Origin of the sequence: Lichenihabitans psoromatis, assembly GCF_004323635.1 — a bacterium.
Classification (GTDB): domain Bacteria; phylum Pseudomonadota; class Alphaproteobacteria; order Rhizobiales; family Beijerinckiaceae; genus Lichenihabitans; species Lichenihabitans psoromatis.
Window position 1 is genome coordinate 4,313,815 of sequence record NZ_CP036515.1, and the last position, 22,072, is coordinate 4,335,886.

Here is a 22,072-nt window from a genome sequence, read left to right on the forward strand (position 1 = left end):
TCCTGAAACAGCCGCAGTGCCTGACCGTCTGATGTTTGAGGATTTCCACGAGGGTCGTGAGTTCGCGTTCGGCGATTATCTCGTCACCGAGGCGGAGATCCGGGCGTTCGCGGCGGAGTTTGATCCGCAGCCGTTTCATCTCGACGAGGCCACTGCTCTCTCGTCGCCGCTCAAAGGACTCGCGGCGTCTGGCTGGCATACGGCGTCCCTCGGCATGCGGATGATCTTCGATGGTTTTCTGCATCGCTCATCGTCACAGGGAAGCCCAGGGATCGACGAACTCAACTGGCGCGCGCCGGTGCGTGCCGGTGATCGCCTGCAGATGTCGGCGCGTGTGACGTCGGCCCGGCGATCTCGGTCGCGTCCCCAGATGGGTCTCGTCGGCTTTGCCTTCGAGATGACCAACCAGACCGGCACCTGTGTCATGACACAGGCAAACACGATCATGTTCGGCTGTCGTGACGAGGGAGCGTGACCATGTTCTTCGACGACGTGGTGGTGGGCGAGACGGTCCAATTCGGGTCCCACCTGTTCACGGCAGAGGAGATCATGGCGTTCGCAAGCCGTTACGATCCCCAGAGCTTTCACATGGATGAGGAGGCCGCGCGCACGGGTCCGTTCGGCCGTTTGGCCGCCTCGGGATGGCACACGGCCGCGATCTGGATGAAGCTCAATGTCGCGGCACGGCAAGCCGAGGTGGGCAGCGGGCCGATGCAGGTGGGACCGTCGCCGGGCTTCAAGAGCCTCAAGTGGATCGTCCCTGTCTTTGCCGGCGACACCCTATCGTTCGCATCCTGCGTGACCGGCAAGCGCGTGACCTCGAAGCCCGATTGGGGGTTGGTGTTCAGTCATTGCACCGGCCACAAAGCCGATGGCACGTTGGCGTTCAGCTTCGAGGGTTGCGTCTTATGGCGGCGACGACCCGCCGCCGACCTTGGCGTCAGTGACCTGAGAATTCCATCAGAGTCCTGACCGGAACTCCGAGGTTTCTGATCTTCTCGGCGCCGCCGAGATCGGGAAGGTCAATGACGAAGCAGGCCGCTACGACGTCTGCGCCGATCTGCTTCAGCAGCTTGACCGCACCCTCGGCCGTTCCACCGGTCGCGATCAGGTCGTCGACCAGGATGACGCGCTCGCCTGGCAAGACCGCATCTTGATGAACCTCCATCTCGTCGATGCCATATTCCAGCGAATAGGCCACACTGACGACCGTAAAGGGCAGCTTGCCCTTCTTCCGGATCGGAACGAAGCCCGCCGATAACTGATGAGCGACGGCTCCGCCAAGAATGAATCCACGCGCTTCCATTCCGGCGACCTTGTCGATCTTGGTGCCGGCCCACGGCTGCACCAACTCGTCGATCGCGCGTCGAAACGCGCGTGCGTTCCCGAGCAGGGTCGTGATGTCGCGGAACAGGATACCTGGTTTCGGATAATCCGGGATCGTCCGGATCGAAGCCTTGAGGTCGTCGGTGATCATGAAGTGACTCGCGCGTGCGCCCGGCCAGATGCGGCCAAACGCGTTGTTAGGATCGGGGGCCGAGGACACGTCCCGCGACGGCATCGAGCTTCGCAAGGACGGCAGGGTCGCGTGCCTCGGGTGCCGTGATGAAGGCGTTGTCAAGCGCCTTGTCCGAGCCGATCGGGCACTCTTCGTGCTCTTCTGGAAAATCTCGGATGAGGCGCGTGATGAGGGTGCGGGCCGACTCGGCATTTTCGCGCACGGCCCGAAGCACCGATGCGACGTCGACATGGCCGTGGTCGGAATGCCAACAGTCGAAATCCGTCACCATGGCGACCGTCGCGTAGGAGATCTCGGCTTCGCGCGCCAGCTTGGCTTCGGGCATCGCGGTCATGCCGACAACATCGTAGCCGAACGACTTATGGGTGAGCGACTCGGCCAGCGTCGAGAATTGCGGACCTTCCATGCAGAGATACGTCCCGCCCTTCTTAAACGGAATCGACTCGGCGGTCGCGGCGTCGGCGAGACGCGCCTGCAGCAAGGGTGCGACGGGATGCGCCATCGAGACATGGACGACGCAGCCGTTGCCGAAAAACGAGCTTTCGCGGCCGTGGGTCCGGTCGACGAATTGATCGACCATAACGAAGAGGCCCGGATAAAGCTCCGCCCGATAGGACCCGCAGGCCGACACTGAGATGAGATCGGTCACTCCGGCCCGCTTCAAGGCGTCGATATTGGCGCGATAGTTGATGCCGGAGGGTGACAGCCGATGGCCTTTGCCGTGACGCGGCAGAAACACGGCATCGCGTCCAGCCAAGCGACCGAACCGGAGCACGTCCGATGGTTCGCCCCAAGGCGTCGAGACACGCTCCTCGCGATAATGCTCAAGCCCGGGGAGATCGTAGACACCGGAGCCGCCGATGATACCGATTATCGCTTTGCCCATGGTGCCTCGACCGATTGCCCGATTCCGCAGCGCACCATCGCGGCAGCGCGGTGAAGACGCAAGTGCCAAAGCGCAGCGTCACTCGCGCAAAACCGTCGTTTTCGCCCCGCTTGCGCGGCAAAAAAGCCTTCCTATCTGTCGATCCGCGCTTGCGCTCCGAGAGGGCGTTCCCATCTTCCACTCACCATCGGGGACCGGTCGTCCGAGGCCCGTGACACGGAGCCCTCGTCCGCCCACAGCCGGATCGCTTCGGGATCCGGCGGTTCTGCGAAAAAGAAAGGATACTACGACATGGCAAAAGTAATCGGCATCGACCTCGGGACAACCAACTCCTGCGTCGCCGTCATGGAAGGCTCGACGCCCAAGGTCATTGAAAATGCCGAGGGCGCGCGTACCACACCATCCATCGTGGCTTTCACGGATGAGGGAGAGCGTCTCGTTGGCCAGCCGGCCAAGCGACAGGGCGTCACCAATCCCGAGCGCACCTTCTTCGCGATCAAGCGTCTGATCGGCCGGACCTTCGAAGATCCGATGACCAAGAAGGACATGGGTCTCGTCCCCTATAAGATCACCAAGGCGTCCAACGGCGACGCGTGGGTTCAGGCGGACAGCAAGCAATATTCGCCTTCTCAGATTTCAGCCTTCATCTTGCAGAAGATGAAAGAGACGGCCGAGGCCTATCTGGGCCAGACCGTGACCCAGGCGGTCATCACTGTTCCGGCTTATTTCAACGACGCTCAGCGTCAGGCCACCAAGGACGCGGGCAAGATCGCCGGCCTTGAAGTGCTTCGCATCATCAACGAGCCGACGGCCGCAGCGCTTGCTTACGGCCTCGATAAGAAGAGCACCGGCGTGATCGCGGTCTACGACCTTGGCGGCGGCACCTTCGACGTGTCGATCCTTGAGATCGGCGACGGCGTCTTCGAGGTGAAGTCCACCAACGGCGACACGTTCCTCGGCGGCGAAGACTTCGACATGCGCCTCGTGGAATATTTCGCGGATGATTTCCGTAAGGAAAACACGGTCGATCTCCGCAAGGATAAGCTGGCCCTCCAGCGCCTCAAGGAAGCTGCCGAAAAGGCCAAGATCGAGCTGTCGTCCGCAAGCCAGACGGACATCAACCTCCCCTACATCACGGCTGACGCGAGCGGCCCGAAGCATCTGACCTTGAAGCTGACCCGCTCCAAGTTCGAGAGCTTGGTCGAGGATCTGATCCAGCGCACCGTCGAGCCGTGCCGCAAGGCTCTGAAAGATGCAGGCCTTACGGCCGGTGAGATCGATGAGGTCGTTCTGGTCGGTGGCATGACCCGCATGCCGAAGGTTCAGGAGATCGTGAAGCAGTTCTTCGGGAAGGAGCCCCATAAGGGCGTCAACCCGGACGAGGTCGTGGCCATCGGCGCGGCGGTTCAGGCCGGCGTGCTCCAGGGCGACGTCAAGGACGTGCTGCTCCTCGACGTGACCCCGCTGTCGCTCGGCATCGAGACATTGGGTGGCGTGTTTACCCGCTTGATCGATCGCAACACGACGATCCCGACCAAGAAGAGCCAGGTGTTCTCGACCGCCGAGGACAGCCAGACCGCGGTGACGATCCGCGTGTTCCAAGGCGAGCGCGAGATGGCCGCCGACAACAAGGTGCTGGGCCAGTTCGATCTCGTCGGCATTCCGGCCGCGCCGCGTGGCGTGCCGCAGATCGAGGTCACGTTCGACATCGATGCCAACGGCATCGTGAATGTGACCGCGAAGGACAAGGCCACCAACAAGGAACAGCAGATCCGCATCCAGGCGTCGGGTGGTCTGTCGGACAGTGATATCGATAAGATGGTCAAGGACGCCGAGTTGCATGCGGCGGACGATAAGCTGCGTCGCGAGTTGATTGATGCCAAGAACCAGGCCGAGGCCATGATTCACTCGACCGAGAAGTCGGTCGCGGAATATGGAGACAAGGTGTCGGCCGCCGACAAGAGCGCGGTTGAAGCAGCAATCGCGGCTCTCCGTCCTGCTCTCGACGGTGAAGATGTCGAGGCGATCAAGAGCAAGACTAACGACCTGATGCAGGCTTCGATGAAGCTCGGCGAAGCGATGTACAAGGCACAGTCCGGCGAGGGCGCGGCTCCAGGGGCGGCCGAAACGTCTGCTAACGCTAACGAGGACGTCATCGACGCCGACTTCAAGGAAGTTGGCGACGACGACAAGAAGCGCCACGCCTGATCCTCGCTGATCGGTAAGGCCTTTCACCAATCAGTCCGGGGCGCGTCGCGCTCCGGATTTTTGGTTTGAGGATTGTGGGCGACGCCGTCCGTTCGAGGTTTCAGCTTGCGGCGAAAATGTGCTCATGGCACCTACGACTGTCATCGTCAGCCTGCCAGAAGCGACGCGAGGTCGGAGCATTTCCGTTCCGCACATCGCAACGGCGGATCGGTTCGTCCGCTGCAGGCCCGGCATTTAAGATGGGACATGGCTTGAATGGCCAAAGCTGATTATTACGAAATCCTCGGCGTAAGCCGGACCGTGACTGAGGTCGAGCTCAAGGGAGCCTTCCGTAAGGCCGCGATGCAATGCCATCCCGATCGCAATCCAGGCGACAAGGCGGCGGAAGCGAAATTCAAGGAACTCAACGAAGCCTATCAGTGCCTCTCAAGCGCGGATAAACGCGCAGCCTATGACCGTTATGGCCACGCCGCTTTCGAGCAAAGCGGCCAGGGCGGCGGCATGGGCGAGGGCTTCGGCTCGTCGATGTCGGATATTTTCGACGATCTCTTCGGCGACATGATGGGCCGGTCGCGCGGTGGTCGCTCCGGCGGTCGTGAGCGTGGCTCGGATCTCCGCTTCAATCTCGATATCACGTTGGAAGATGCCTTCAAGGGCAAGACCGCGACGGTCAATATTCCGACCTCGATCTCGTGTGAGGCCTGTTCGGGAAGCGGAGCAAAGCCTGGCTCGAAGCCCCGCCCCTGCGGCACCTGCGGAGGCCAGGGACGGGTTCGCGCCCAGCAGGGCTTCTTCGCGATCGAGCGGACATGCCCAACCTGCCAAGGTCGCGGCGAGATCATCGACAATCCGTGCACGAGCTGCGCCGGCTCAGGCCGCGTAACGCGGGAACGGGCGCTGTCGGTCAATATCCCGGCCGGCGTTGAGGATGGTACGCGCATCAGGCTTTCGGGCGAGGGTGAAGCCGGCCTGCGCGGCGGACCCGCAGGTGACCTCTACATCTTTCTCGCGGTCAAGCCGCATCAGTTCTTCCAGCGCGACGGCGCGGATCTCTACTGTCGCGTGCCGATTTCCATGGTTCAGGCCGCGCTCGGCGGCGAGTTTTCGGTGCCGACCGTCGATGGTCAGCAAGCCAAGGTCAAGGTGCCGGAGGGGACTCAGTCCGGAAAGCAGTTTCGCATCAAGGGTAAGGGTATGCCGATCCTACGGTCTCGCGACCTCGGCGATCTCTACATCCAGGCCATGGTCGAGACGCCGCAGAACCTCAGCAAGCGCCAACGGGAACTGCTGAACGAGTTTGAGTCGATTTCATCGACCACAACACATCCTGAATCCAATGGGTTTTTCGAGAAGATTAAAGATTTTTTCGATCAGCTCAGTCACTAATCCTCTCATGACCGGGATCGCCCGGTCGTGGTCAAGACGACGCCGAATGGCGCTTTTCACTGAAGGATCACGCGTTGCGTTCACCCTTGTTCGACGTTGATCGTCCGTCAAAGGTCAAGCCCAACGCTTATCGCGGGTTTCGTTGGAAAGACGAAGCCCGCTTCATCAAGACGTGGCTTGAGAGCCCACTCACGACGGGTGCTGTTTCGCCGTCTAGCCGCTCGCTGTCTCGGATGATGGCCCGCTACGTCGATCCCTCCATACCCGGCCCCATCATCGAACTCGGACCGGGAACGGGGCCCGTGACGGACGCTTTGATCCGCCGAGGCGTTGCGCCGGAACGTTTGGTCCTGGTCGAGTTCGAGCCTGCATTTTGCAAGCTGCTGTCACGGCGTTACCCGGGATGCCAGGTCGTGCAAGGCGATGCCTATGCGCTCGGCGCGACCCTGTCGGGCTTATTATTCGATCCTGCCGCCGCCATCGTTTCAAGTCTCCCGCTGCTCACAAGACCGGAGCGCCAACGGTACGATCTTCTCGGCGACGCTTTCGCCCTGATGCGCCCCGATGCGCCCTTCATTCAGTTCACCTATGGCCTGACGTCACCCATCCCCCGCCAACATCGGGAGAATGATCTCGGCTTCGACGCCAAGGTGTCGGCTCCTGTCTGGCTCAACCTTCCGCCGGCGCGCGTTTGGATCTATCGCCGCGCAACGGCCGGCGGAGACACGCAGGACCGTGTCGGCGTCGACCTCTTCGACAAGATCAAGGCCGGCCGCGATAAGCTGGGCGAGGAATGGCGCGAGCAACGCCAAAAACTGCGAACTGAGATTTTGGTCCGCTCCTCTGAAGCGCGGGCCGAGTTCAGGATGCGTGCCCTCAAGGTGAAAATCGGCCTCGAATTGCACAAGGCCCGGGTCATCGCGGAGCGAACCGCAAAGCCGGCGCGCCAACGCGTGAAGAGCGACCGGCTGGGCGATCGACGATCGCGATGGTAGAGACCGGATGAACCGCGGCCGCTCTCAAGGGACCGGCCCATGACCACGAGGCCGACCGTGACATTGACCCGCTTGATCGTCGGCGCGACCGCCGCACTTCTGCTTGCGTTCCCAAGTCTTTCGGGGTCGGCCCTGGCACAAACCGCCAACCCCAACGCGCCGGGTTACGTCGTGGTGGTCGACTACACAGCCGCTCCGAGCGACATGCCCGCCTTGACGACGCTCGTGCTCGGCGTGGCGCGAGCCTCTGTGCTGAACGAGCCGGGTTGCCGCCGCTTCGACGTGGAGCGACCGGCGTCCGCCCCGGATCACCTGATCTTATTCGAGGTGTTCGACGACGAAGCCGCCTTCGCGGCTCACGCGGCGACGCCGCATTTCAAGCAATTCGGGGCCGAGACGGCCAAGATCAAGGCCACATGTGTCGCCTCTCCCGGTTCGATGCTGCTGTCCTTACAACATCCGTAACGTCGAGCGGGTCGCTTGGGCCGAAAGCGATGACCAGAACGAGAGAGAGCATCATGACGACCTCCCCACGAGACCGCCTGATCGTGGCGCTGGATCTCCCGACCGTCGATCAGGCGCTCGATCTCGTCACGGTCCTTGGGGATAGCGTCGGCTTCTACAAGATCGGTCTCGAACTCGCTTATGCGGGCGGTTTGGACCTTGCCGAGCGGCTGATCGGAACCGGCCATCAGGTATTTCTGGACCTCAAGCTGCACGACATCCCCAACACAGTGGCGGGCGCAACAGCCCAGATCGCGCGCCTCGGGGCCACGTTCCTGACGATCCATGCCTTCCCACAAACTATGCGGGCCGCCCAGGATGCCAAGGGCGACGACGGCTTGCGGCTGTTGGCCGTGACGGTTCTGACCTCGTCGAATGACGCGGATCTCGCGGAAGCCGGCTATCGGTTCGGTGCGGCCGAGTTGGTGGCTCAGCGGGCCGCTCAAGCCAAAGCGATCGGCATCGACGGTCTTGTGATGTCGCCGCTGGAAGTCGCTGTGGTTCGCGCAAGCGTCGGCCCCGACATGACAATCGTGACACCGGGCATCCGGCCGAGCGGCGCCGCGAGCGGTGACCAGAAGCGGATCATGACGCCTTCGGAAGCCATCCTGGCGGGCGCCGACCATCTCGTCGTCGGTCGACCGATCACGGCCTCGCCCGATCCGCGTCAGGCGGCAGTGTCGATCGTCGCCGAGATCGCGCAATCGCTGAGCGACCGGATGTCTTGAAAAAGGGGCATCGATCTCGTCCGATACTGCTCTAGAAGCACAGAATGGATCACGGCAATCGTTTCTTTGGCGGAGAGCGCCGCGCCTACCATCATGGGCATCTGAAGGAAGCCTTGGTGGAGGCTGCTCGTCTGCTTGTGTCCGAGCGGGGACCGGGCGGCTTCACGCTGGCCGATGCGGCAAAACTCGCCGGTGTGACGGCCGCCGCGCCCTACCGCCATTTTTCCGATCGCAACGCGCTGATGGAAGAATTGACCCGGCGCGGGTTCGAGATGTTCGGCCTGAAGTTGAGCGAAGCCTGGGCCGACGGCAAGCCCGATGCCCGCTCCGCCATGAAGAGCATGGGGAACGCCTATCTGGCCTTCGCGCGGACAGAACCCGGGCTTTATGCGGCGATGTTTTCCAATGTAACGACCCTGAACGCGCCCGAAGCTGGCGCGGCCGCCACCGAAGCGCTGGACCTGCTCCGCCGTGCCGCGACTGCCCTGTTGAAGCATGGCGGGGCACCGTCGACCGACTCGCGCCCCCTAGCGTTCGAGATCTGGTCTCTCTCACACGGGGTCGCCATGTTGACGTTGGCCGGCCATTTGAACCCCGCCTTCGAGGGCGCTGACCCGTCCGCGATTTTGCATCGATCGACCGAAGCCCTCATCGAGGCCGCGCTCTGGCGGTCAAGGGGTCAGGCCGCCCACGTCAAATAGGCCGAGATGGTGAAGAGCGAGACGACGGTCGAGATGAGGATCGCCTTCGACGTGATGCCGGCCTCCCGGCCGTAGAATTCCGCCAGCATGAAAGGTCCGGTTCCGGTCGGCATGGCTGCGAGAACGACCGCCATTTTGGTCAGTGTGGGTGACAGACCGAACACCAGGGTGGCCAGAACCCAGGCGACGGCGGGCTGCAGGATCAGCTTCAGACCCACCAGGAACAGCGTCGCCGGCGTGTCGTTCTGAGCTGTTTCGGTATTTTGCGCCAGGAAGAGGCCAAGCGCCACGAGGGCGCAGGGCGATGCGGCGCCCCCGAGCAACTTCAAGAACACCTCCACACTGTCGGGCAGACTGAGGCCTGTCGCCGCCACGAGCCCGCCCAGCACGGGCGACAAGAGCAGCGGGTTCTTGACGAGAGAGCGTCCGACTTTGCTGGCAAGGTGAAGCACACGGCGTTCGGCCTGAAGGCCGATCTCGATCAGCACGATCGCGACCCCGAAGAGAATACAAACCGTGATGATGGCCGCAGCGGTGGTCGGCGCGAGGCTTGCTTTGCCGAACACGATCAAAGTCAGCGGAAACCCGATGAAGCCAGTGTTGCCATAAGCGGCATTGAGGCCGTCGATACTCACGTCGGCGAGATGCCGAGGCTTCCGCAATCGGATCGCGATCGTGATAGCGAAGACGATCGCGCACGACAGGCCGAAAACAGCGATGAAGCCGGGCTGGTAGAAAGCCGCAACGCTCGTGTGGGCCATGATGTCGAACAACAGAGCCGGGAGCGCGAGATAGACCACGAAGCGGTTCAGCTCCGTGGTCGAATGCGGCCCGAGGATGCCACTTCGCCGATAGAGATAGCCAACCAGGATCAACGCAAAGATGGGCACCAGCACGAGCACGGTCGTCAACATCGGGCATGCGCTCTTTTTATGAGAGATGGCGTCGCGTGTTGGCGCGGCAGACGCCGACCGCCCGACGACCTCACGCCTGCGCATCGAACGCCCGGTCCTACGCCAAATCGGCGCGCGATCAAGGCGACGGCGGGGATGAGCCGGACGCTTGTTATTCGGCGGATGACGAAGTCTGGAGGGAACGAGCGAGGTGCCCCTGCCGTTTTACTGATGGACAGGGAGTTCATCATGACCAATTTCGATAGCGAAACGACCACAGGCGCCCGGACCGTGACGGCATTCTTCGATACCGGCGAGCACGCCCAGATCGCGAAAAACGACCTGGTGGCAGTCGGACTATCGGCGGATGCGATCACGATCGTCGGCAGCAACGCCGATTCGTTTAACGTCGCCGACGACCATCAGCGCGGCTTCTGGGACTCGCTCACCAACTTCTTCATGCCGGACGATGAACGCCGGACCTATTCGGAGGGCCTTCGTCGGGGCGGATTCGCACTCTCGGTGCGGACGAGCGATGCGCTGTATAAGCAGGCGATCGACGTGCTCGACCGCGACGGAGCGGTCGATCTCGACGAGCGATCGATGGCGTGGGAGAGCGAAGGCTGGACCCGCTCCGAAGGCGGCGTCGACAATGTCGATGCGGCCTATAAGCCTGCGGATGCCAGCACGGCCGGCTTCGGCGGTAGCTACGCGGGCGAAGATGGACTTGCCGACATCGACGAAGCCGCTAACCCCGATGTGCGGGAGCGGATCGGGGCCGGCACGGCCAGCCAAACCACGCCAGCGGCCCATGGCGGCCCGCACACCTACGTCGATCCGGCCAGCCCGGCGAGCGACGCCGCCGCCGATGCGGCTGAAAGCCGGAGCGGAGGCACGCCCTCGGTCAGACGCGATTTGGAGAACGGGCGCACCCGGGTCCGAAGCTACATCGTCGAGGGCGACGTCAACCGCTGACCATCCACCTGAGTGAGCGACAAGGCGGTGGCGCGAGCCGCCGCCTTTTTTATTGGGCCTCACCTCAGATGGGGCTTGAAGACCACAACAAGCACGCCGATGTTAATGTGCGTAACATTAACATCGGCCCAAGACGGCCGTGATACGGAGAGTGGAAATGAGTTCGTTTTCGAGTACCGCCGATGCGGCAGGTGCAGCGGGTCTCGGCGGCCAACAGAATGGATCACAGCGCGGTTGGGGCGGGTGCGGCAGCGCCCGCATGGGCTGGAAGCCGGTCGAGATCGGAGCCGTCGTGCTCGGTTTCCTCTTTTATTGGCCGGTCGGCGTCGCCCTCATTGGTCTCAAGATCGCGCAGCGTCGCGGCTATACGGTCGATCAGGCCGTCTCCGCCTTTCGCGGCAAAATGAGCGGCTTCGGCATGTCGGGCTTTGGCACCGCTGGTGCTCAAGCCCAGTGGCGGCCGTTCAGCAGCAGCGGCAACGCGGCTTTCGATGATTGGCGGAATGCCGAATTACAGCGGCTCGAGGAAGAGCGTCGCAAACTCGATACGGCACAGCGCGAGTTTGCCGAGCACCTCAACAATCTTCGCCGCGCTAAGGATCGGGAGGAGTTCGACCGGTTCATGAACGCCCGCAACCAGCAGGGGTCGACCTCGATCTAAAACGGATCGTTAACCCCGTCGCGCGGTGGCCTCCATAGGGCCGCCGCGCTTTTTATTTTGCCTTAACGGATCGCGCGCACTTCTAACGATATGGCGCGTTGCGTATGGCCTTTTGCGGCGGCGGCCCTGCTCGCGATGGCGATGGCAGGCTGTTCCCGGTTCGATCACCCCGAGCGGCCCGCGTGGCGCAATCAGGCCGAAGAGGCTTGCCTTGCTCAACATCTCGTCGAGGCGACGCCTTATCTTCAGCCGAGTCACGCGATCGATGGTCCCAGCATTTGCGGGCTCAACCATCCCTTCCGGGTCTATGCCCTGGCTGGCGGCACCGTGAAACTCAACACGGCCTCGTTGCTCGACTGCTCGATGATTCCGGCGCTCGATGCATGGATCAAAGACGTGGTCGAGCCCGACGCCCAGGCCCGGTTCGGCGAACAAGTCGTGCAGATCAACACTATGGGCACCTATTCGTGCCGCGGCATTAACAATATGAGCGGCGCAAAACTATCCGAACATGCGTTTGCCAATGCCATGGATGTCGGCGGCTTCGTTCTCGCCAGCGGGCGAGAGATCAATGTGATGCGTGGTTGGAAAAGCGCCGACACGCAGGAGAGCGCGTTTCTCCACGATAGCCACGCCGGCGCCTGCACGTATTTCACCACCGTGCTGGGTCCCGGCGCCAATATCTTCCACTACAACCACGTGCATCTCGATCTCGCGATGCACGGGAGCACGTCGCGCGGTCCGCGTCGCTACTGCAAGCCGGTCCCCGATGCCGAGCAGGTCGAAGCGCCGCGTCGCGATAACCTCCCCGATCCCCCGCCGATCGAAGAAGAACAGGATATCGCCCGAACGCCGATGCCTGCGCCGACGTATTCAGGAGCGTCGACTGTCGCACTCGCGGCCGACCCTCCCGATGCTCGTGCCTATCGTGCGTCGGCGCCGGCCGCACGCGCCGAATCGCGCGGTGCCCCGCTGGCCTTCGCTCCCTCGCCGCGTCTCGTCTCCCGCGATCAGTTGGATGTCGACCAGGCCGGCGACGGCCTCGGCCAACCGCCGCGCCCGCCTGCTGCCATTCAGCCCGACGGAGACATCACCTCGCTGATCAAGAGCCAACCCGTCCGCTAAAGCGCTCGCCTTCTGACAGCCGACCTGTGTGGCAGCGGTCGGGCCAATGGTGGCTCGTGCGGCTCGTTAGAATGTGATCGCGATCCTCGATGCGAGGCAGACGAGTTTCCGCTCAAGGCCCGAACAGATCGAGTTGCCGCGCCTGCGGATGTGACGGCGTGAACAGATCAGCGCGTAGTTTCGAGCGGACCTTGGGGAAACCGAGGCGATCGCTCGCAATCTCGAAGCGGCGCGCGATCATGGCCGCATAAGGTCCCGTGCCGGTCATCCGCTGACCCCATTTGGCATCGTAATCCCGCCCGCCACGCATCGATTGGACGAGCGACATGACGTGCCGGAAACGGTCCGGAAAGTGGGCCAGCAGCCATTCCTTGAAGATGTCGCGCACCTCGAGCGGCAGTCGCAGCATCACATAGCCGGCCTCGCGCGCGCCGGCCGCATGGGCAAGCTCCAAGATCGTCTCGATCTCGGTATCGGTCACGGCCGGAATGATGGGCGCGACCATAACGGTCACCGGAATGCCAGCCGCGGCGAGCAAGCGGATCGCCTCGATGCGTTTGCCCGGCGTCGTGGCGCGCGGCTCCATGGTCCTGGCCAAGGTTGCGTCGAGGGTCGTCACGGACAGCGCGACCTTGACCAGACCCTTAGCCGCCATCGGAGCCAGGATGTCGATGTCGCGCGTCACCAGAGCCGATTTCGTGACGATGCCGACCGGGTGATCGCATTTCGCCAACACCTCGAGAATTGAGCGCATAACCTTATGGTCGCGCTCGATCGGCTGATACGGATCGGTGTTGGTGCCGATCGCGATGGTCCGCGGTTTATATCCGGGCGCACCGAGTTCCCGCTCCAACCGCTCCGCCGCACCCTGCTTGACGAACAGGCGCGACTCGAAATCAAGGCCGGGCGACAGGCCCATAAACGCATGTGTCGGGCGCGCGAAACAATAGACGCAGCCATGCTCGCAGCCCCGATACGGATTGATTGACCGATCAAAGGAAATGTCGGGCGATTCGTTGCGCGTAATGACGGTCTTGGGCGTCTCCATCGTGATGGTGGTCTTGAACGGCGCCAGCGTCTCAAGCGCATCCCATCCATCATCGACATCGATGCGCTGTGATCCCTCGAAGCGCCCGGATCGATTGCTCAACGCGCCGCGACCCTTGCGCCGTTTGTCGTCGGTCACCATCGACATATTGGCAGGCTCGGGGACTGCTACGTCTTTGATCCCAAGCCGAGGCAGGCGCTTCGATCGGCGTGGAGACGGCGGTGTCGTATCGCGGATCGTCAACACGCCGTCAGCCTCGCTCGGTCGCCGCCTAAGCCGTTTGAACCGACCCAGGCTGAGCAGAACAAATAAAGAACATCGGGAGTCAGGTCAATCGCGCAATCGTCGAGCCGAACAGGCGCGGAAGGCGCGACATCCGCGCCTCGATCGTGATAGGACGCCGCGATGCTCTCAGCACTCGTCCTTATGCCGTCCAACATCGGTGGCACGTCAGCCGCCCTCGGCGCGCTCGTCCGCAGCCTTGCGGCGCTCGTGCCTGCCACGGTCGAGGGCATCGTCCGTGATGTATCGATTGTGACCGATCGGGCGGACGATGGTCTTCGCCGCGTAGCCGATCACGCCGGCTGCCGGATCGTCGACGAGCCCACCTTCGAGGCGGGGTTCGCCACGGCGCTGGCCGGCGCACGATCCGACCTTCTTTTCGTGCTCCGGGCCGGTATCGGGTTCGATCGTGGCCTCATCAACGAGATCGGAATGCGGCTCGGGCCCGACCCAACAATCGCGGGTGGATTTCTGCTACGCGAGGATCACGGCGGGCTGATGTCGCGCCTGCTGCCGAATCTGGCACCCATTGCCGGGGTCATCGCCGCGCGCGCCGATCTCTCAGGCCACCCCGCGAGCTTCAAGGCATTGGTCGGCGGACTGAAGGCCACGCAGACGCTCGCGTCACGGGCGCAGTTCTGGATCGACAATCCGACCTAAGCGACGGGCTCAGACGTCGGCGCGCGCCGATGGCCGTTTGAGATGCTCATCGAGCCGGGGCATCAACTCGACGAAGTTGCAGGGTCGATAACGGTAGTCGAGTTGGTGGGCCAGAATACCGTCCCAGGCATCTTTGCAGGCGCCCGGTGAACCGGGCAAGACAAACACGAAGGTGGTGCCGATCAGCCCGGCTGTCGCCCGCGATTGCACCGTGGAGGTCCCGATCTTCGCATACGAGATGTGATGGAACACCGTCGAGAACCCGTCCATCCGTTTGCTGAACAGCGGCTCCAGGCTGTCAGGCGTCACATCTCGCCCCGTGAAGCCCGTGCCTCCGGTCGTGATCACGACGTCGATCCCAGGGTCGTCGGCGTAGGCCTGCACGACACCCACGATGGCGGCACGATCGTCCGGCACGATCGTGCGACCGCCAAGCCGATGCCCGACCCCGGTCAAGCGCTCCACCAAGACATCGCCCGATCGATCGTCATCGCTGCGGCGCGTGTCCGACACCGTCACGACCGCGATCGACAGGGGAAGGAAGGATCTTGTTTCATCGATGCCGGGCATGACTCAGATCCTCCCAGCAACCATTACTGCTTGAACGTATTACAGGCATCCACGCTGCCGGTCTTTAGCCCCGTGGTCAGCCACTGTTGCCGCTGTGCCGAGCTTCCATGCGTAAAGCTATCCGGCACGGCATAGCCGCGCGATTGCTTCTGCAAACGATCATCCCCGATGGCCGCAGCGGTAGCGATCGCCTTGTCGACATCCCCCTGCTCCAGGATATGCCACTTCTGGTCGGCATGGTTGGCCCAGACGCCGGCGAAACAATCCGCCATCAATTCGATCCGGACCGAAAGGCTGTTGGCCTCCTGCTGGCTCGCCTGCTCCTGCCGGTCGCGCACCTTGCCGAGAATTCCAAGCAGATTCTGCACATGGTGGCCGATCTCATGCGAGATCACATAGGCATAGGCGAAGTCGCCACCGCCGCCGAGCTTCTGCTTCATGTCGTTGAAGAAAGACATGTCCAAATAGACCTTCTGGTCGACAGGGCAGTAAAACGGACCCATCGCCGATTGCGCCTGCCCGCAACCCGAGCGTGTCACGCCACTGTAGAGAACGAGCTTCGGCTTGACGTATTGAACGCCCTTTTGGGCTGGCAGAACCTCGGACCAGACGTCCTCCGTCTCGCCGAGGATCGCGGCCACGAAGTCGCCCATCTGATCGGTCGGCGCCGTGCTGCGGCGTGCCTGCCCCTGAGCGGGTGCCTGGCTCTGGCTTTGGCTGAATTGCGAGCTGTCGGGACGCTGATAAGGCTGGCTCTGCGTGCTCTGACCTTGGTTCGTGGCATTCTCGACGCCGCTGATCAACACGCGCGGGTCGATGCCGGTCACGTAACCGATGATCGCCAGGATGATGATCGCGCCGATGCCGAGCCCGCCGCCGCCCATCGGGATGCCGAAGCCACCGCCTCCGCCGCCGCTATCGCCGCCGCCGCGCACGTCTTCGATATTGTCCGATCGCCGGGAATCTTCCCACCGCATGTCAAACTCCCCGTCTGCCGGTCACAACAGACCGATAGACCAGCGGTGCCGCCCCGCCAAGCTTGACTATGCGACAAAGATGCCCAGGCGCGCACCCATGCGGCGGTGAATCAGAACCACCCTTTTCGGCGCAGCCAAATCGCCGGGACGACCATGCTGATCGAAACCAACAGCAGACCCCATTGGTACCCCCAGGCCCAGTCGTATTCCGGCATATTCTTGAAGTTCATGCCATAGAGACCGACCACGAAGGTCGGGGGGATGCCGACCACGGACGCGATCGTGAGCAGGCGAAACAGCCGGTTCTGATCGATATTGATAAAGCCCAGCGTCGAATCGAGCAGGAACTGCACCTTGTCGGTCAGACGCGTCTCGTAGTCATTCAGCGATGCGATATCCTGCCGTAACGTCTTGATACGGTTCTTGACCCCGTTCGGCAGCTTGTCTTGTGCGTTGGCGGTCACGAAAGCCAGCAAGCGACCGATACCAAGCAGACTGTCCCGGATATTCGAGGTGAGGTCACCCGATCGACCCACCGTGTGCAGGATCGATTCGAGTTCGGCTTCGTATTTGATGGGCTTGATCCGCTTGGGGCTGTCGGCCGGGTTGGTGAAGATCTGGCGGGACACGCGGTCGAGTTCGGCTCCGAGCGCCTCGACCGCGTCGGCCATACGATCAACGATCGCCTCGAGCAAACCGACGAAGACATCCGTCGCCACATGAACGGTCGCGTCGCCGGGTTTGACCTTCCGGTTGATGTAATTGGTGAAAGACAAGAGTTCTTCGGTGCGGACCGTGACCAGAAGCTTGGGTGTCAGGAAAAATCCGACGGTCGTGGTTCGAACCTCACCGGCCGGATCGCGAAACAGCACCGGCGTGAAGACCTGCAGGATATCGCCCTCAAAGCGAAGCCGACTGACGGTCTGTAGATCTTCGAGGCTCTCGTCGTCGGGAAGAATGACTTTCGCAAAGCGTTCGACGAACGAGAGTTCCTCGGCCGTGGGGTCGAGGAGATCCATCCAGACGACGTTGGACGGCAGATCGGGGAGAGTTAGGTCACACGTGACCTCGTCGCGCGCGCCGACATTGTCGTAGAATTTCAGCATCGCACACCCTTTGCTCAGCGCCCGGCCGACGTGTTCCCGCGTTGTAGATCATGACGTCGTGGGATCAAGACACACGCGCGCAGGATCAACGCCTGGTTGCCTCTAACGCGGAACCGGTCGGCGGATCGACTGTCGCACGCGAGCGGTGCTTGGCTCGGTGTTCAGCAGCCGGCGAAACTCGTCGCGTTTCTCGTGGACGGAGGCGATCACCAGCCCCATCGGCACACCGACATCGACCAACACGGCTTCGGAGAGTTGCAGGCTCGCCTCGATGGTTTCGGGCACGGCGTCGGTCACGCCAAGGTCGTAGAGAGCGCGCGCATGATCGGCGTCGCGGGCGCGCGCCACGACGACGAGATCCTGGCTTTCGGCTCGTCCAATCGCCGCCACCTGCTCGACGACACGTGAGGAACTCACGGTCAGCACCAGAGCGCGTGCGGTTTCGAGCCCACAGCGACGCAGGAACTCCGGCCGGGTCGCATCGCCGAAATAGATGGGTGTCCCGGCGGCGCGCTCGCGCGCGACAAGGCTCGGGCTCTCGTCGATCGCCAGAAACGGCACGTTATGGACGGTCAGCATCTCGCTGACGAGCCGCCCAACCCGCCCAAACCCCACGATGATGACACGCGATTGTCCATCGTCCGGCGGCGGCTCGACCGGCACAGCAATGTCGGCCCTGCGGCCGAGCCGTTTGCCGAGCCGCTCCGCCACGACGGCGATGAGCGGGATCGCGATCATGGTCAATGTTACGGCCACGAGAAGATCCTGACCGATCTTCGGATCGAGGACATGGGCGGCCAACAGCGCGTTGACGATCACGAATGCAAATTCGCCGCCCGGCCCGAGCAGCAGCGCGACCTCGACGGCGACCCGTCGCGGCAGCTTGATGGCCACGCCGACACCGAGCAGCAGCATCGTCTTGACGACCAGCAGCCCGGCCGCGATCTCGACGATCCTCAAGGGATCCGCAAAAAGCCGCGTTAGATCGAGATCGGCCCCGACCGACACGAAGAACAAGCCGAGCAGAAGCCCCTTGAATGGCTCGATCGTGACTTCGATTTCGCGTCGGTATTCCGTTTCGGCCAGCAGCAAGCCCGCCAGGAAAGCCCCGATCGCCATCGACAAGCCGGCCGCCGCCGTGATGGCGCTTGTCCCGATCACGACAAAGAGCGAGGCCGCCATGAACAATTCAGTCGAGCGCGCCGAGGCGACATGGTGAAACAAGGGTCGCAGGATCAGCCGCCCGAGCGTCACGATGACGCCGATGCCGACAATGGCCGGCGCCAGCCGAAGCAGGAGCCCGAGCCCAATGCCGCCGACCTCATGGCTCGACAGCAACGACACACCGAACAGCAGCGGCGCGACCGCGAGATCCTGAAAGAGCAACACCGCGAAGGCGGTTCGCCCCGCGCCGGAATTGAGCCGCTTCCGCTCCGCCAAGACTGGCACCACGATGGCGGTCGACGACAAGGCCAGCGCGGTGCCGAGCACCAACGCGACGGGGGCCGACACGCCGAGCCCAAGGACCGCGCCGAGCGCCAAAGCGGCTCCGCAGACACAGACCTGAAGCGGCCCCAGGCCGAACACAAGCCGCCGCATGGTCGACAGCCGCTCGAACGAAAGCTCGAGACCGATCATGAACAACAGAAAGACGACGCCGAATTCGGCCACCCCGGCCACGCGCTCGAGATTGTTCAGGGCCACATGCGATAGGATCGGAAAGACCGGCACCAGTGCGCCGAGGCCGAATGGGCCAAGCGCGATGCCGCCAAGCACGAAGCCCAGCACCGGGCTGATGCGGAGGCGGTGGAAGATCGGCACAACAATGCCGGCCGTGGCAAGAAACAGCAGCACCTCACGGGTCCCGGCCGGGAAAAGCTCTGCGGTCAACACCTATCCTTCGGGCTAAGAGCGTCGGGAGACGTCGATCCATCCCGATCGCCGCCTCTGTGGTGTTCTACGAAGATTCGGCTGCGGCAAGCCACCCGCCAAAGCCGAAAAGGCGGCGTCGATCGTGCGGTTAGATCGTTGGCGGCAGTCCCAAACGATCGGCGAGCGCCCGCAAATCCCGCCACGCAAATTTTTTATTGAAAGGCGTACGGAGCAGGTAGGCCGGATGCAGCATCGGCATGGCTGGAATCATCCGGCTGCCGGATGGGTAATCGACCCATTTGCCGCGCGCGCGGGTGATCGATTCCTTTCCGGCCAGCAGGGCCTGCATGGCGGAGCCGCCGAGCAGCACCAGAAATTCGGGCTCCGCGAGTTCGATCTGCCGGGTGATGAATGGCAGGCAGGTTGCCACTTCGAGATCGGTCGGCGCACGGTTGGCGGGCGGACGCCAGGGCACCACGTTGGCGATATAGACGGCGGTTCGGTCAAGCCCGATGGTGGCGAGCATCCGGTCGAGCAATTGCCCGGCCTTGCCGACGAACGGCACGCCGCTCCGGTCCTCGTCGGCGCCGGGCGCCTCGCCGATCATCATGACGCGCGCCGCGGGATTGCCGTCCGCGAAAACGAGGCGGCTCGCGGTTCGCTTCAACCCGCAGCCGTCGAACCGATCCATGATGTCGCGTAAAGCGTCGAGGCTCGTGGCGTCCCGCGCGGCCTCTCGGGCGGACTGGATCGCCGCGTCAGCCGACAGCGACGCCGCATCGATGGGGCGTGCCGCAACGATCGCAGGCGCTTTGGTGAGCGGTGGGCGAATGCGTTGGGGGAGAGTTGGCGTGAAGCCGTCGTCGCCCAACGGGAGCGCTGGCTCCTGCTCCAGCTGGGCCGGAGCAGCCTCAGAGACCGGCACCTGCACCGCAACCGAAGCGGAGAAGCGATCATGCGGCACGTCGTCGACGACCGCATCGACGCCCATCTCGCCGTACCAGCGCAGGAGGTCGGCCAGTTGCTCGGCGGTTGCATCGAAATCCGGCGTGGTCATGCGCGCTTTTAGCATCGGCTCGCGGTTTGCGCGAACCCAAGGACTCGCTATCTAGATGGATGGCGCGAGATGAGAGGAACTCTAGAATGGCCTTGGCCGATGGCGTGCAGACCGAGACCGAACTGCCCGAACGCGAGGCCATGGATTTCGACGTCGTTGTGGTGGGCGCCGGCGTTGCGGGTCTGTCGGCCGCGATCCGTCTCAAGCAACTGTCGCCCGATCTCGCCATCGTCGTGGTCGAGAAAGGGTCGGAGGTCGGGGCGCATGTTCTGTCGGGCGCCGTCATCGATCCCTGCGGCCTCGACACATTGCTTCCCGAATGGAGGCAAGATGACGATCGGCCATTGACGACCGCCGTAACGGCGGATCAGTTCTACTATCTCGGCCCGGCCGGCGGGATGCGACTTCCCAATGCGCTGATGCCGCCGCTGATGAGCAATCACGGCAATTATATCGGCTCGCTCGGCAACGTCGCCCGCTACCTCGGCCGCAAGGCAGAAGCGCTCGGCATCGACATCTATCCCGGCTTTGCGGCTGTCGAGGTGCTGTATGGCGAGGCGGGCGAGGTCGTCGGTGTCGCCACCGGCGATATGGGGATCGGGCGCGAGGGCGAGATCACCGCGAGCTATACGCGCGGTATGGAGTTGCGGGCCAAATACCTGATGGTGGCCGAAGGCGCACGCGGCTCTCTCGCCAAGGGGCTGATCCGTCGCTTCAAGCTCGACGAGGGGCGCGACCCCCAAAAATACGGCCTCGGCCTCAAGGAGCTCTGGCAGGTCGATCCGGCCCAGCACAAGCCGGGGCTCGTGCAACATAGCTTCGGCTGGCCGCTTGCCAATGACACCGGCGGCGGCTCGTTCCTCTATCACATGGAGGATAATCTCGTCGCGGTCGGCTTCGTGGTCCACCTCAATTACAAGAACCCGACGCTGTCGCCCTTCGACGAGTTCCAGCGCTTCAAGACCCATCCGATCATCGCGCCCACCTTCGCGGGCGGAAAACGCCTATCCTACGGCGCGCGCGCCATCACCGAGGGCGGCTGGCAATCGGTGCCCAAGCTTGCTTTTCCGGGCGGAGTGCTGATCGGCTGCGCGGCCGGCTTCGTCAATGTGCCCCGCATCAAGGGCTCGCATAATGCCGTACTGTCGGGGATGCTGGCAGCCGAACACGTCGCAGCCGCTCTGGCTGAAGGCCGCAGCAACGACTCGCTGGACGGCTACGAGAATGCGTGGCGCGGGAGCGCGATCGGGCATGACCTGAAGCGCGTCCGCAACGTCAAGCCGCTGTGGTCGCGGTTCGGCACGATGGTGGGCGTGGCGCTCGGCGGCCTTGACATGTGGATGAACTCCATCTTCGGCGGCTCGCTCTTCGGCACGTTGAGCCATGGCAAGCCCGATTACGCGACCCTGAAGCCGCTCGCGGAGGTGACGCCGATCGTCTATCCGAAGCCGGATGGCGTCGTCTCGTTCGATAAGCTGTCGAGCGTCTTCCTGTCGTCGACCAACCATGAGGAGGGCCAGCCGGCCCATCTGGTGCTGACCGACCCGAGCGTCCCGATCCTCGACAACCTGCCGAAATATGGCGAGCCGGCACGGCTTTATTGCCCGGCCGGGGTTTATGAGGTCGTCTATGCGGACGAGAAGGCCCACACCGATCCGCGCTTCGTCATCAACGCGCAGAATTGCGTCCATTGCAAAACCTGCGACATCAAAGATCCGGCGCAGAACATCACATGGGTTCCACCCGAGGGCGGCGGCGGCCCGGTCTATGGCTCGATGTGACCGGCACTCCGACAGCGTGCGACCAACTGCGCATTCAGCAGGGTTGCGAAACTTGACGGAACTTTAACACAAGCCTGTCGTTGACGGCGCGAGGATGCAGGAAAGACGCTGTCAAGCGGTTTCCTGGCGTCAGACCCG

The 22,072-nt window shown here is 63.1% G+C and carries 21 protein-coding genes and 1 pseudogene; 13 read left to right on the forward strand and 9 right to left on the reverse strand.

The features are described from left to right. The first annotated feature begins 31 nt into the window (after positions 1–31). Together EY713_RS20205 and EY713_RS20210 are read left to right on the forward strand one after the other, a co-directional pair. Entirely contained in the window at positions 32–475 is a 444-nt protein-coding gene (locus tag EY713_RS20205) for a MaoC family dehydratase (RefSeq protein WP_425374375.1), read from the forward strand. A gap of 2 nt (positions 476–477) precedes the next feature. Continuing rightward, entirely contained in the window at positions 478–972 is a 495-nt protein-coding gene (locus EY713_RS20210; protein WP_131118584.1) for a MaoC family dehydratase, read from the forward strand. On the opposite strand, the gene EY713_RS20215 is transcribed toward EY713_RS20210, so the two are convergent. Beyond that, complete coding sequence (locus EY713_RS20215; RefSeq protein WP_131118586.1) at positions 941–1,477, reverse strand: adenine phosphoribosyltransferase; 537 nt, start codon at positions 1,475–1,477, stop codon at positions 941–943. The two genes, EY713_RS20210 and EY713_RS20215, sit on opposite strands and share 32 nt — an antisense overlap. Before the next feature lie 46 nt (positions 1,478–1,523). Next, the gene (locus EY713_RS20220; RefSeq protein ID WP_131118588.1) at positions 1,524–2,405 is read right to left on the reverse strand and encodes an S-methyl-5'-thioadenosine phosphorylase; all 882 of its coding nucleotides are present in this window, start codon (positions 2,403–2,405) and stop codon (positions 1,524–1,526) included. A gap of 291 nt (positions 2,406–2,696) precedes the next feature. Here EY713_RS20220 and dnaK point away from each other — a divergent pair, with 291 nt between their 5' ends. The 6 genes and pseudogenes from dnaK to EY713_RS20250 all read left to right on the forward strand — a co-directional run bounded on the left by dnaK (position 2,697) and on the right by EY713_RS20250 (position 8,927). Continuing rightward, positions 2,697–4,613 (forward strand): molecular chaperone DnaK, encoded by a 1,917-nt coding sequence (gene dnaK / locus EY713_RS20225; protein WP_131118590.1) that lies wholly within the window; start codon positions 2,697–2,699, stop codon positions 4,611–4,613. Positions 4,614–4,868: 255 nt separating this feature from the next. Then, positions 4,869–5,999, forward strand: coding sequence for a molecular chaperone DnaJ (dnaJ, locus tag EY713_RS20230; RefSeq protein ID WP_131118592.1), 1,131 nt, complete (start codon positions 4,869–4,871; stop codon positions 5,997–5,999). An 86-nt stretch (positions 6,000–6,085) separates the two neighbouring features. After that, a pseudogene (locus tag EY713_RS20235) lies at positions 6,086–6,706 on the forward strand (class I SAM-dependent methyltransferase); the annotation flags it as partial. Positions 6,707–7,033: 327 nt separating this feature from the next. Further along, positions 7,034–7,459, forward strand: coding sequence for a putative quinol monooxygenase (locus tag EY713_RS20240; RefSeq protein ID WP_131118594.1), 426 nt, complete (start codon positions 7,034–7,036; stop codon positions 7,457–7,459). A 53-nt stretch (positions 7,460–7,512) separates the two neighbouring features. Further along, the gene (pyrF, locus tag EY713_RS20245; RefSeq protein WP_425374326.1) at positions 7,513–8,226 is read left to right on the forward strand and encodes an orotidine-5'-phosphate decarboxylase; all 714 of its coding nucleotides are present in this window, start codon (positions 7,513–7,515) and stop codon (positions 8,224–8,226) included. 44 nt (positions 8,227–8,270) lie between these two features. Continuing rightward, positions 8,271–8,927, forward strand: coding sequence for a TetR/AcrR family transcriptional regulator (locus EY713_RS20250; RefSeq protein ID WP_131118598.1), 657 nt, complete (start codon positions 8,271–8,273; stop codon positions 8,925–8,927). Here EY713_RS20250 and EY713_RS20255 read toward each other — a convergent pair. Continuing rightward, positions 8,906–9,841, reverse strand: coding sequence for an AEC family transporter (locus EY713_RS20255; protein WP_131118600.1), 936 nt, complete (start codon positions 9,839–9,841; stop codon positions 8,906–8,908). The genes EY713_RS20250 and EY713_RS20255 overlap by 22 nt on opposite strands. A gap of 228 nt (positions 9,842–10,069) precedes the next feature. Between EY713_RS20255 and EY713_RS20260 the strand changes: the two genes are divergently transcribed. From EY713_RS20260 to EY713_RS20270, 3 genes are all read left to right on the forward strand, one after another. After that, on the forward strand, positions 10,070–10,795 hold the full coding sequence (locus tag EY713_RS20260) for a hypothetical protein (protein ID WP_131118602.1): 726 nt from the start codon (positions 10,070–10,072) through the stop codon (positions 10,793–10,795). Between the two features lie 157 nt (positions 10,796–10,952). Next, positions 10,953–11,456, forward strand: a complete 504-nt coding sequence (locus tag EY713_RS20265) for a DUF2852 domain-containing protein (RefSeq protein ID WP_131118604.1) — start codon at positions 10,953–10,955, stop codon at positions 11,454–11,456. 141 nt (positions 11,457–11,597) lie between these two features. Continuing rightward, the gene (locus EY713_RS20270) at positions 11,598–12,581 is read left to right on the forward strand and encodes an extensin-like domain-containing protein (protein ID WP_210215288.1); all 984 of its coding nucleotides are present in this window, start codon (positions 11,598–11,600) and stop codon (positions 12,579–12,581) included. Positions 12,582–12,693: 112 nt separating this feature from the next. Here the strand turns inward: EY713_RS20270 and EY713_RS20275 are convergent, their stop codons facing one another. Next, positions 12,694–13,776 (reverse strand): PA0069 family radical SAM protein, encoded by a 1,083-nt coding sequence (locus EY713_RS20275; protein ID WP_131118608.1) that lies wholly within the window; start codon positions 13,774–13,776, stop codon positions 12,694–12,696. A gap of 258 nt (positions 13,777–14,034) precedes the next feature. Between EY713_RS20275 and EY713_RS20280 the strand changes: the two genes are divergently transcribed. Continuing rightward, complete coding sequence (locus EY713_RS20280; protein WP_131118610.1) at positions 14,035–14,571, forward strand: hypothetical protein; 537 nt, start codon at positions 14,035–14,037, stop codon at positions 14,569–14,571. A 9-nt stretch (positions 14,572–14,580) separates the two neighbouring features. On the opposite strand, the gene moaB is transcribed toward EY713_RS20280, so the two are convergent. From moaB to EY713_RS20305, 5 genes are all read right to left on the reverse strand, one after another. After that, a complete protein-coding gene (moaB, locus tag EY713_RS20285) occupies positions 14,581–15,141 on the reverse strand; it encodes a molybdenum cofactor biosynthesis protein B (protein WP_131118612.1) in 561 nt (186 codons plus the stop codon). A gap of 23 nt (positions 15,142–15,164) precedes the next feature. After that, the gene (ypfJ, locus tag EY713_RS20290; protein WP_131118614.1) at positions 15,165–16,118 is read right to left on the reverse strand and encodes a KPN_02809 family neutral zinc metallopeptidase; all 954 of its coding nucleotides are present in this window, start codon (positions 16,116–16,118) and stop codon (positions 15,165–15,167) included. A 110-nt stretch (positions 16,119–16,228) separates the two neighbouring features. Next, positions 16,229–17,224 carry a magnesium transporter CorA family protein gene (locus EY713_RS20295; RefSeq protein WP_131118616.1) on the reverse strand — a complete coding sequence of 332 codons (996 nt, stop codon included), beginning with the start codon at positions 17,222–17,224 and terminating at the stop codon, positions 16,229–16,231. A 102-nt stretch (positions 17,225–17,326) separates the two neighbouring features. Next, positions 17,327–19,114 carry a cation:proton antiporter domain-containing protein gene (locus EY713_RS20300; protein ID WP_245572811.1) on the reverse strand — a complete coding sequence of 596 codons (1,788 nt, stop codon included), beginning with the start codon at positions 19,112–19,114 and terminating at the stop codon, positions 17,327–17,329. A gap of 130 nt (positions 19,115–19,244) precedes the next feature. Then, the gene (locus EY713_RS20305) at positions 19,245–20,153 is read right to left on the reverse strand and encodes a uracil-DNA glycosylase (protein ID WP_131118620.1); all 909 of its coding nucleotides are present in this window, start codon (positions 20,151–20,153) and stop codon (positions 19,245–19,247) included. Between the two features lie 86 nt (positions 20,154–20,239). On the opposite strand from EY713_RS20305, the gene EY713_RS20310 reads away from it, so the two are divergent. Further along, on the forward strand, positions 20,240–21,934 hold the full coding sequence (locus EY713_RS20310; RefSeq protein WP_245572812.1) for an electron transfer flavoprotein-ubiquinone oxidoreductase: 1,695 nt from the start codon (positions 20,240–20,242) through the stop codon (positions 21,932–21,934). Positions 21,935–22,072: the final 138 nt, after the last annotated feature.

Excerpts from the sequence above, each read along its gene's own strand:
- EY713_RS20205 (WP_425374375.1), top strand. The coding sequence starts at position 32 with ATGTTTGAGGATTTCCACGAGGGTCGTGAGTTCGCGTTCGGCGATTAT.
- EY713_RS20210 (WP_131118584.1), top strand. The coding sequence starts at position 478 with ATGTTCTTCGACGACGTGGTGGTGGGCGAGACGGTCCAATTCGGGTCC.
- EY713_RS20215 (WP_131118586.1), bottom strand. The coding sequence starts at position 1,477 with ATGATCACCGACGACCTCAAGGCTTCGATCCGGACGATCCCGGATTAT.
- EY713_RS20220 (WP_131118588.1), bottom strand. The coding sequence starts at position 2,405 with ATGGGCAAAGCGATAATCGGTATCATCGGCGGCTCCGGTGTCTACGAT.
- dnaK (WP_131118590.1), top strand. The coding sequence starts at position 2,697 with ATGGCAAAAGTAATCGGCATCGACCTCGGGACAACCAACTCCTGCGTC.
- dnaJ (WP_131118592.1), top strand. The coding sequence starts at position 4,869 with ATGGCCAAAGCTGATTATTACGAAATCCTCGGCGTAAGCCGGACCGTG.
- EY713_RS20240 (WP_131118594.1), top strand. The coding sequence starts at position 7,034 with ATGACCACGAGGCCGACCGTGACATTGACCCGCTTGATCGTCGGCGCG.
- pyrF (WP_425374326.1), top strand. The coding sequence starts at position 7,513 with ATGACGACCTCCCCACGAGACCGCCTGATCGTGGCGCTGGATCTCCCG.
- EY713_RS20250 (WP_131118598.1), top strand. The coding sequence starts at position 8,271 with ATGGATCACGGCAATCGTTTCTTTGGCGGAGAGCGCCGCGCCTACCAT.
- EY713_RS20255 (WP_131118600.1), bottom strand. The coding sequence starts at position 9,841 with ATGTTGACGACCGTGCTCGTGCTGGTGCCCATCTTTGCGTTGATCCTG.
- EY713_RS20260 (WP_131118602.1), top strand. The coding sequence starts at position 10,070 with ATGACCAATTTCGATAGCGAAACGACCACAGGCGCCCGGACCGTGACG.
- EY713_RS20265 (WP_131118604.1), top strand. The coding sequence starts at position 10,953 with ATGAGTTCGTTTTCGAGTACCGCCGATGCGGCAGGTGCAGCGGGTCTC.
- EY713_RS20270 (WP_210215288.1), top strand. The coding sequence starts at position 11,598 with ATGGCAGGCTGTTCCCGGTTCGATCACCCCGAGCGGCCCGCGTGGCGC.
- EY713_RS20275 (WP_131118608.1), bottom strand. The coding sequence starts at position 13,776 with ATGTCGATGGTGACCGACGACAAACGGCGCAAGGGTCGCGGCGCGTTG.
- EY713_RS20280 (WP_131118610.1), top strand. The coding sequence starts at position 14,035 with ATGCTCTCAGCACTCGTCCTTATGCCGTCCAACATCGGTGGCACGTCA.
- moaB (WP_131118612.1), bottom strand. The coding sequence starts at position 15,141 with ATGCCCGGCATCGATGAAACAAGATCCTTCCTTCCCCTGTCGATCGCG.
- ypfJ (WP_131118614.1), bottom strand. The coding sequence starts at position 16,118 with ATGCGGTGGGAAGATTCCCGGCGATCGGACAATATCGAAGACGTGCGC.
- EY713_RS20295 (WP_131118616.1), bottom strand. The coding sequence starts at position 17,224 with ATGCTGAAATTCTACGACAATGTCGGCGCGCGCGACGAGGTCACGTGT.
- EY713_RS20305 (WP_131118620.1), bottom strand. The coding sequence starts at position 20,153 with ATGACCACGCCGGATTTCGATGCAACCGCCGAGCAACTGGCCGACCTC.
- EY713_RS20310 (WP_245572812.1), top strand. The coding sequence starts at position 20,240 with ATGGCCTTGGCCGATGGCGTGCAGACCGAGACCGAACTGCCCGAACGC.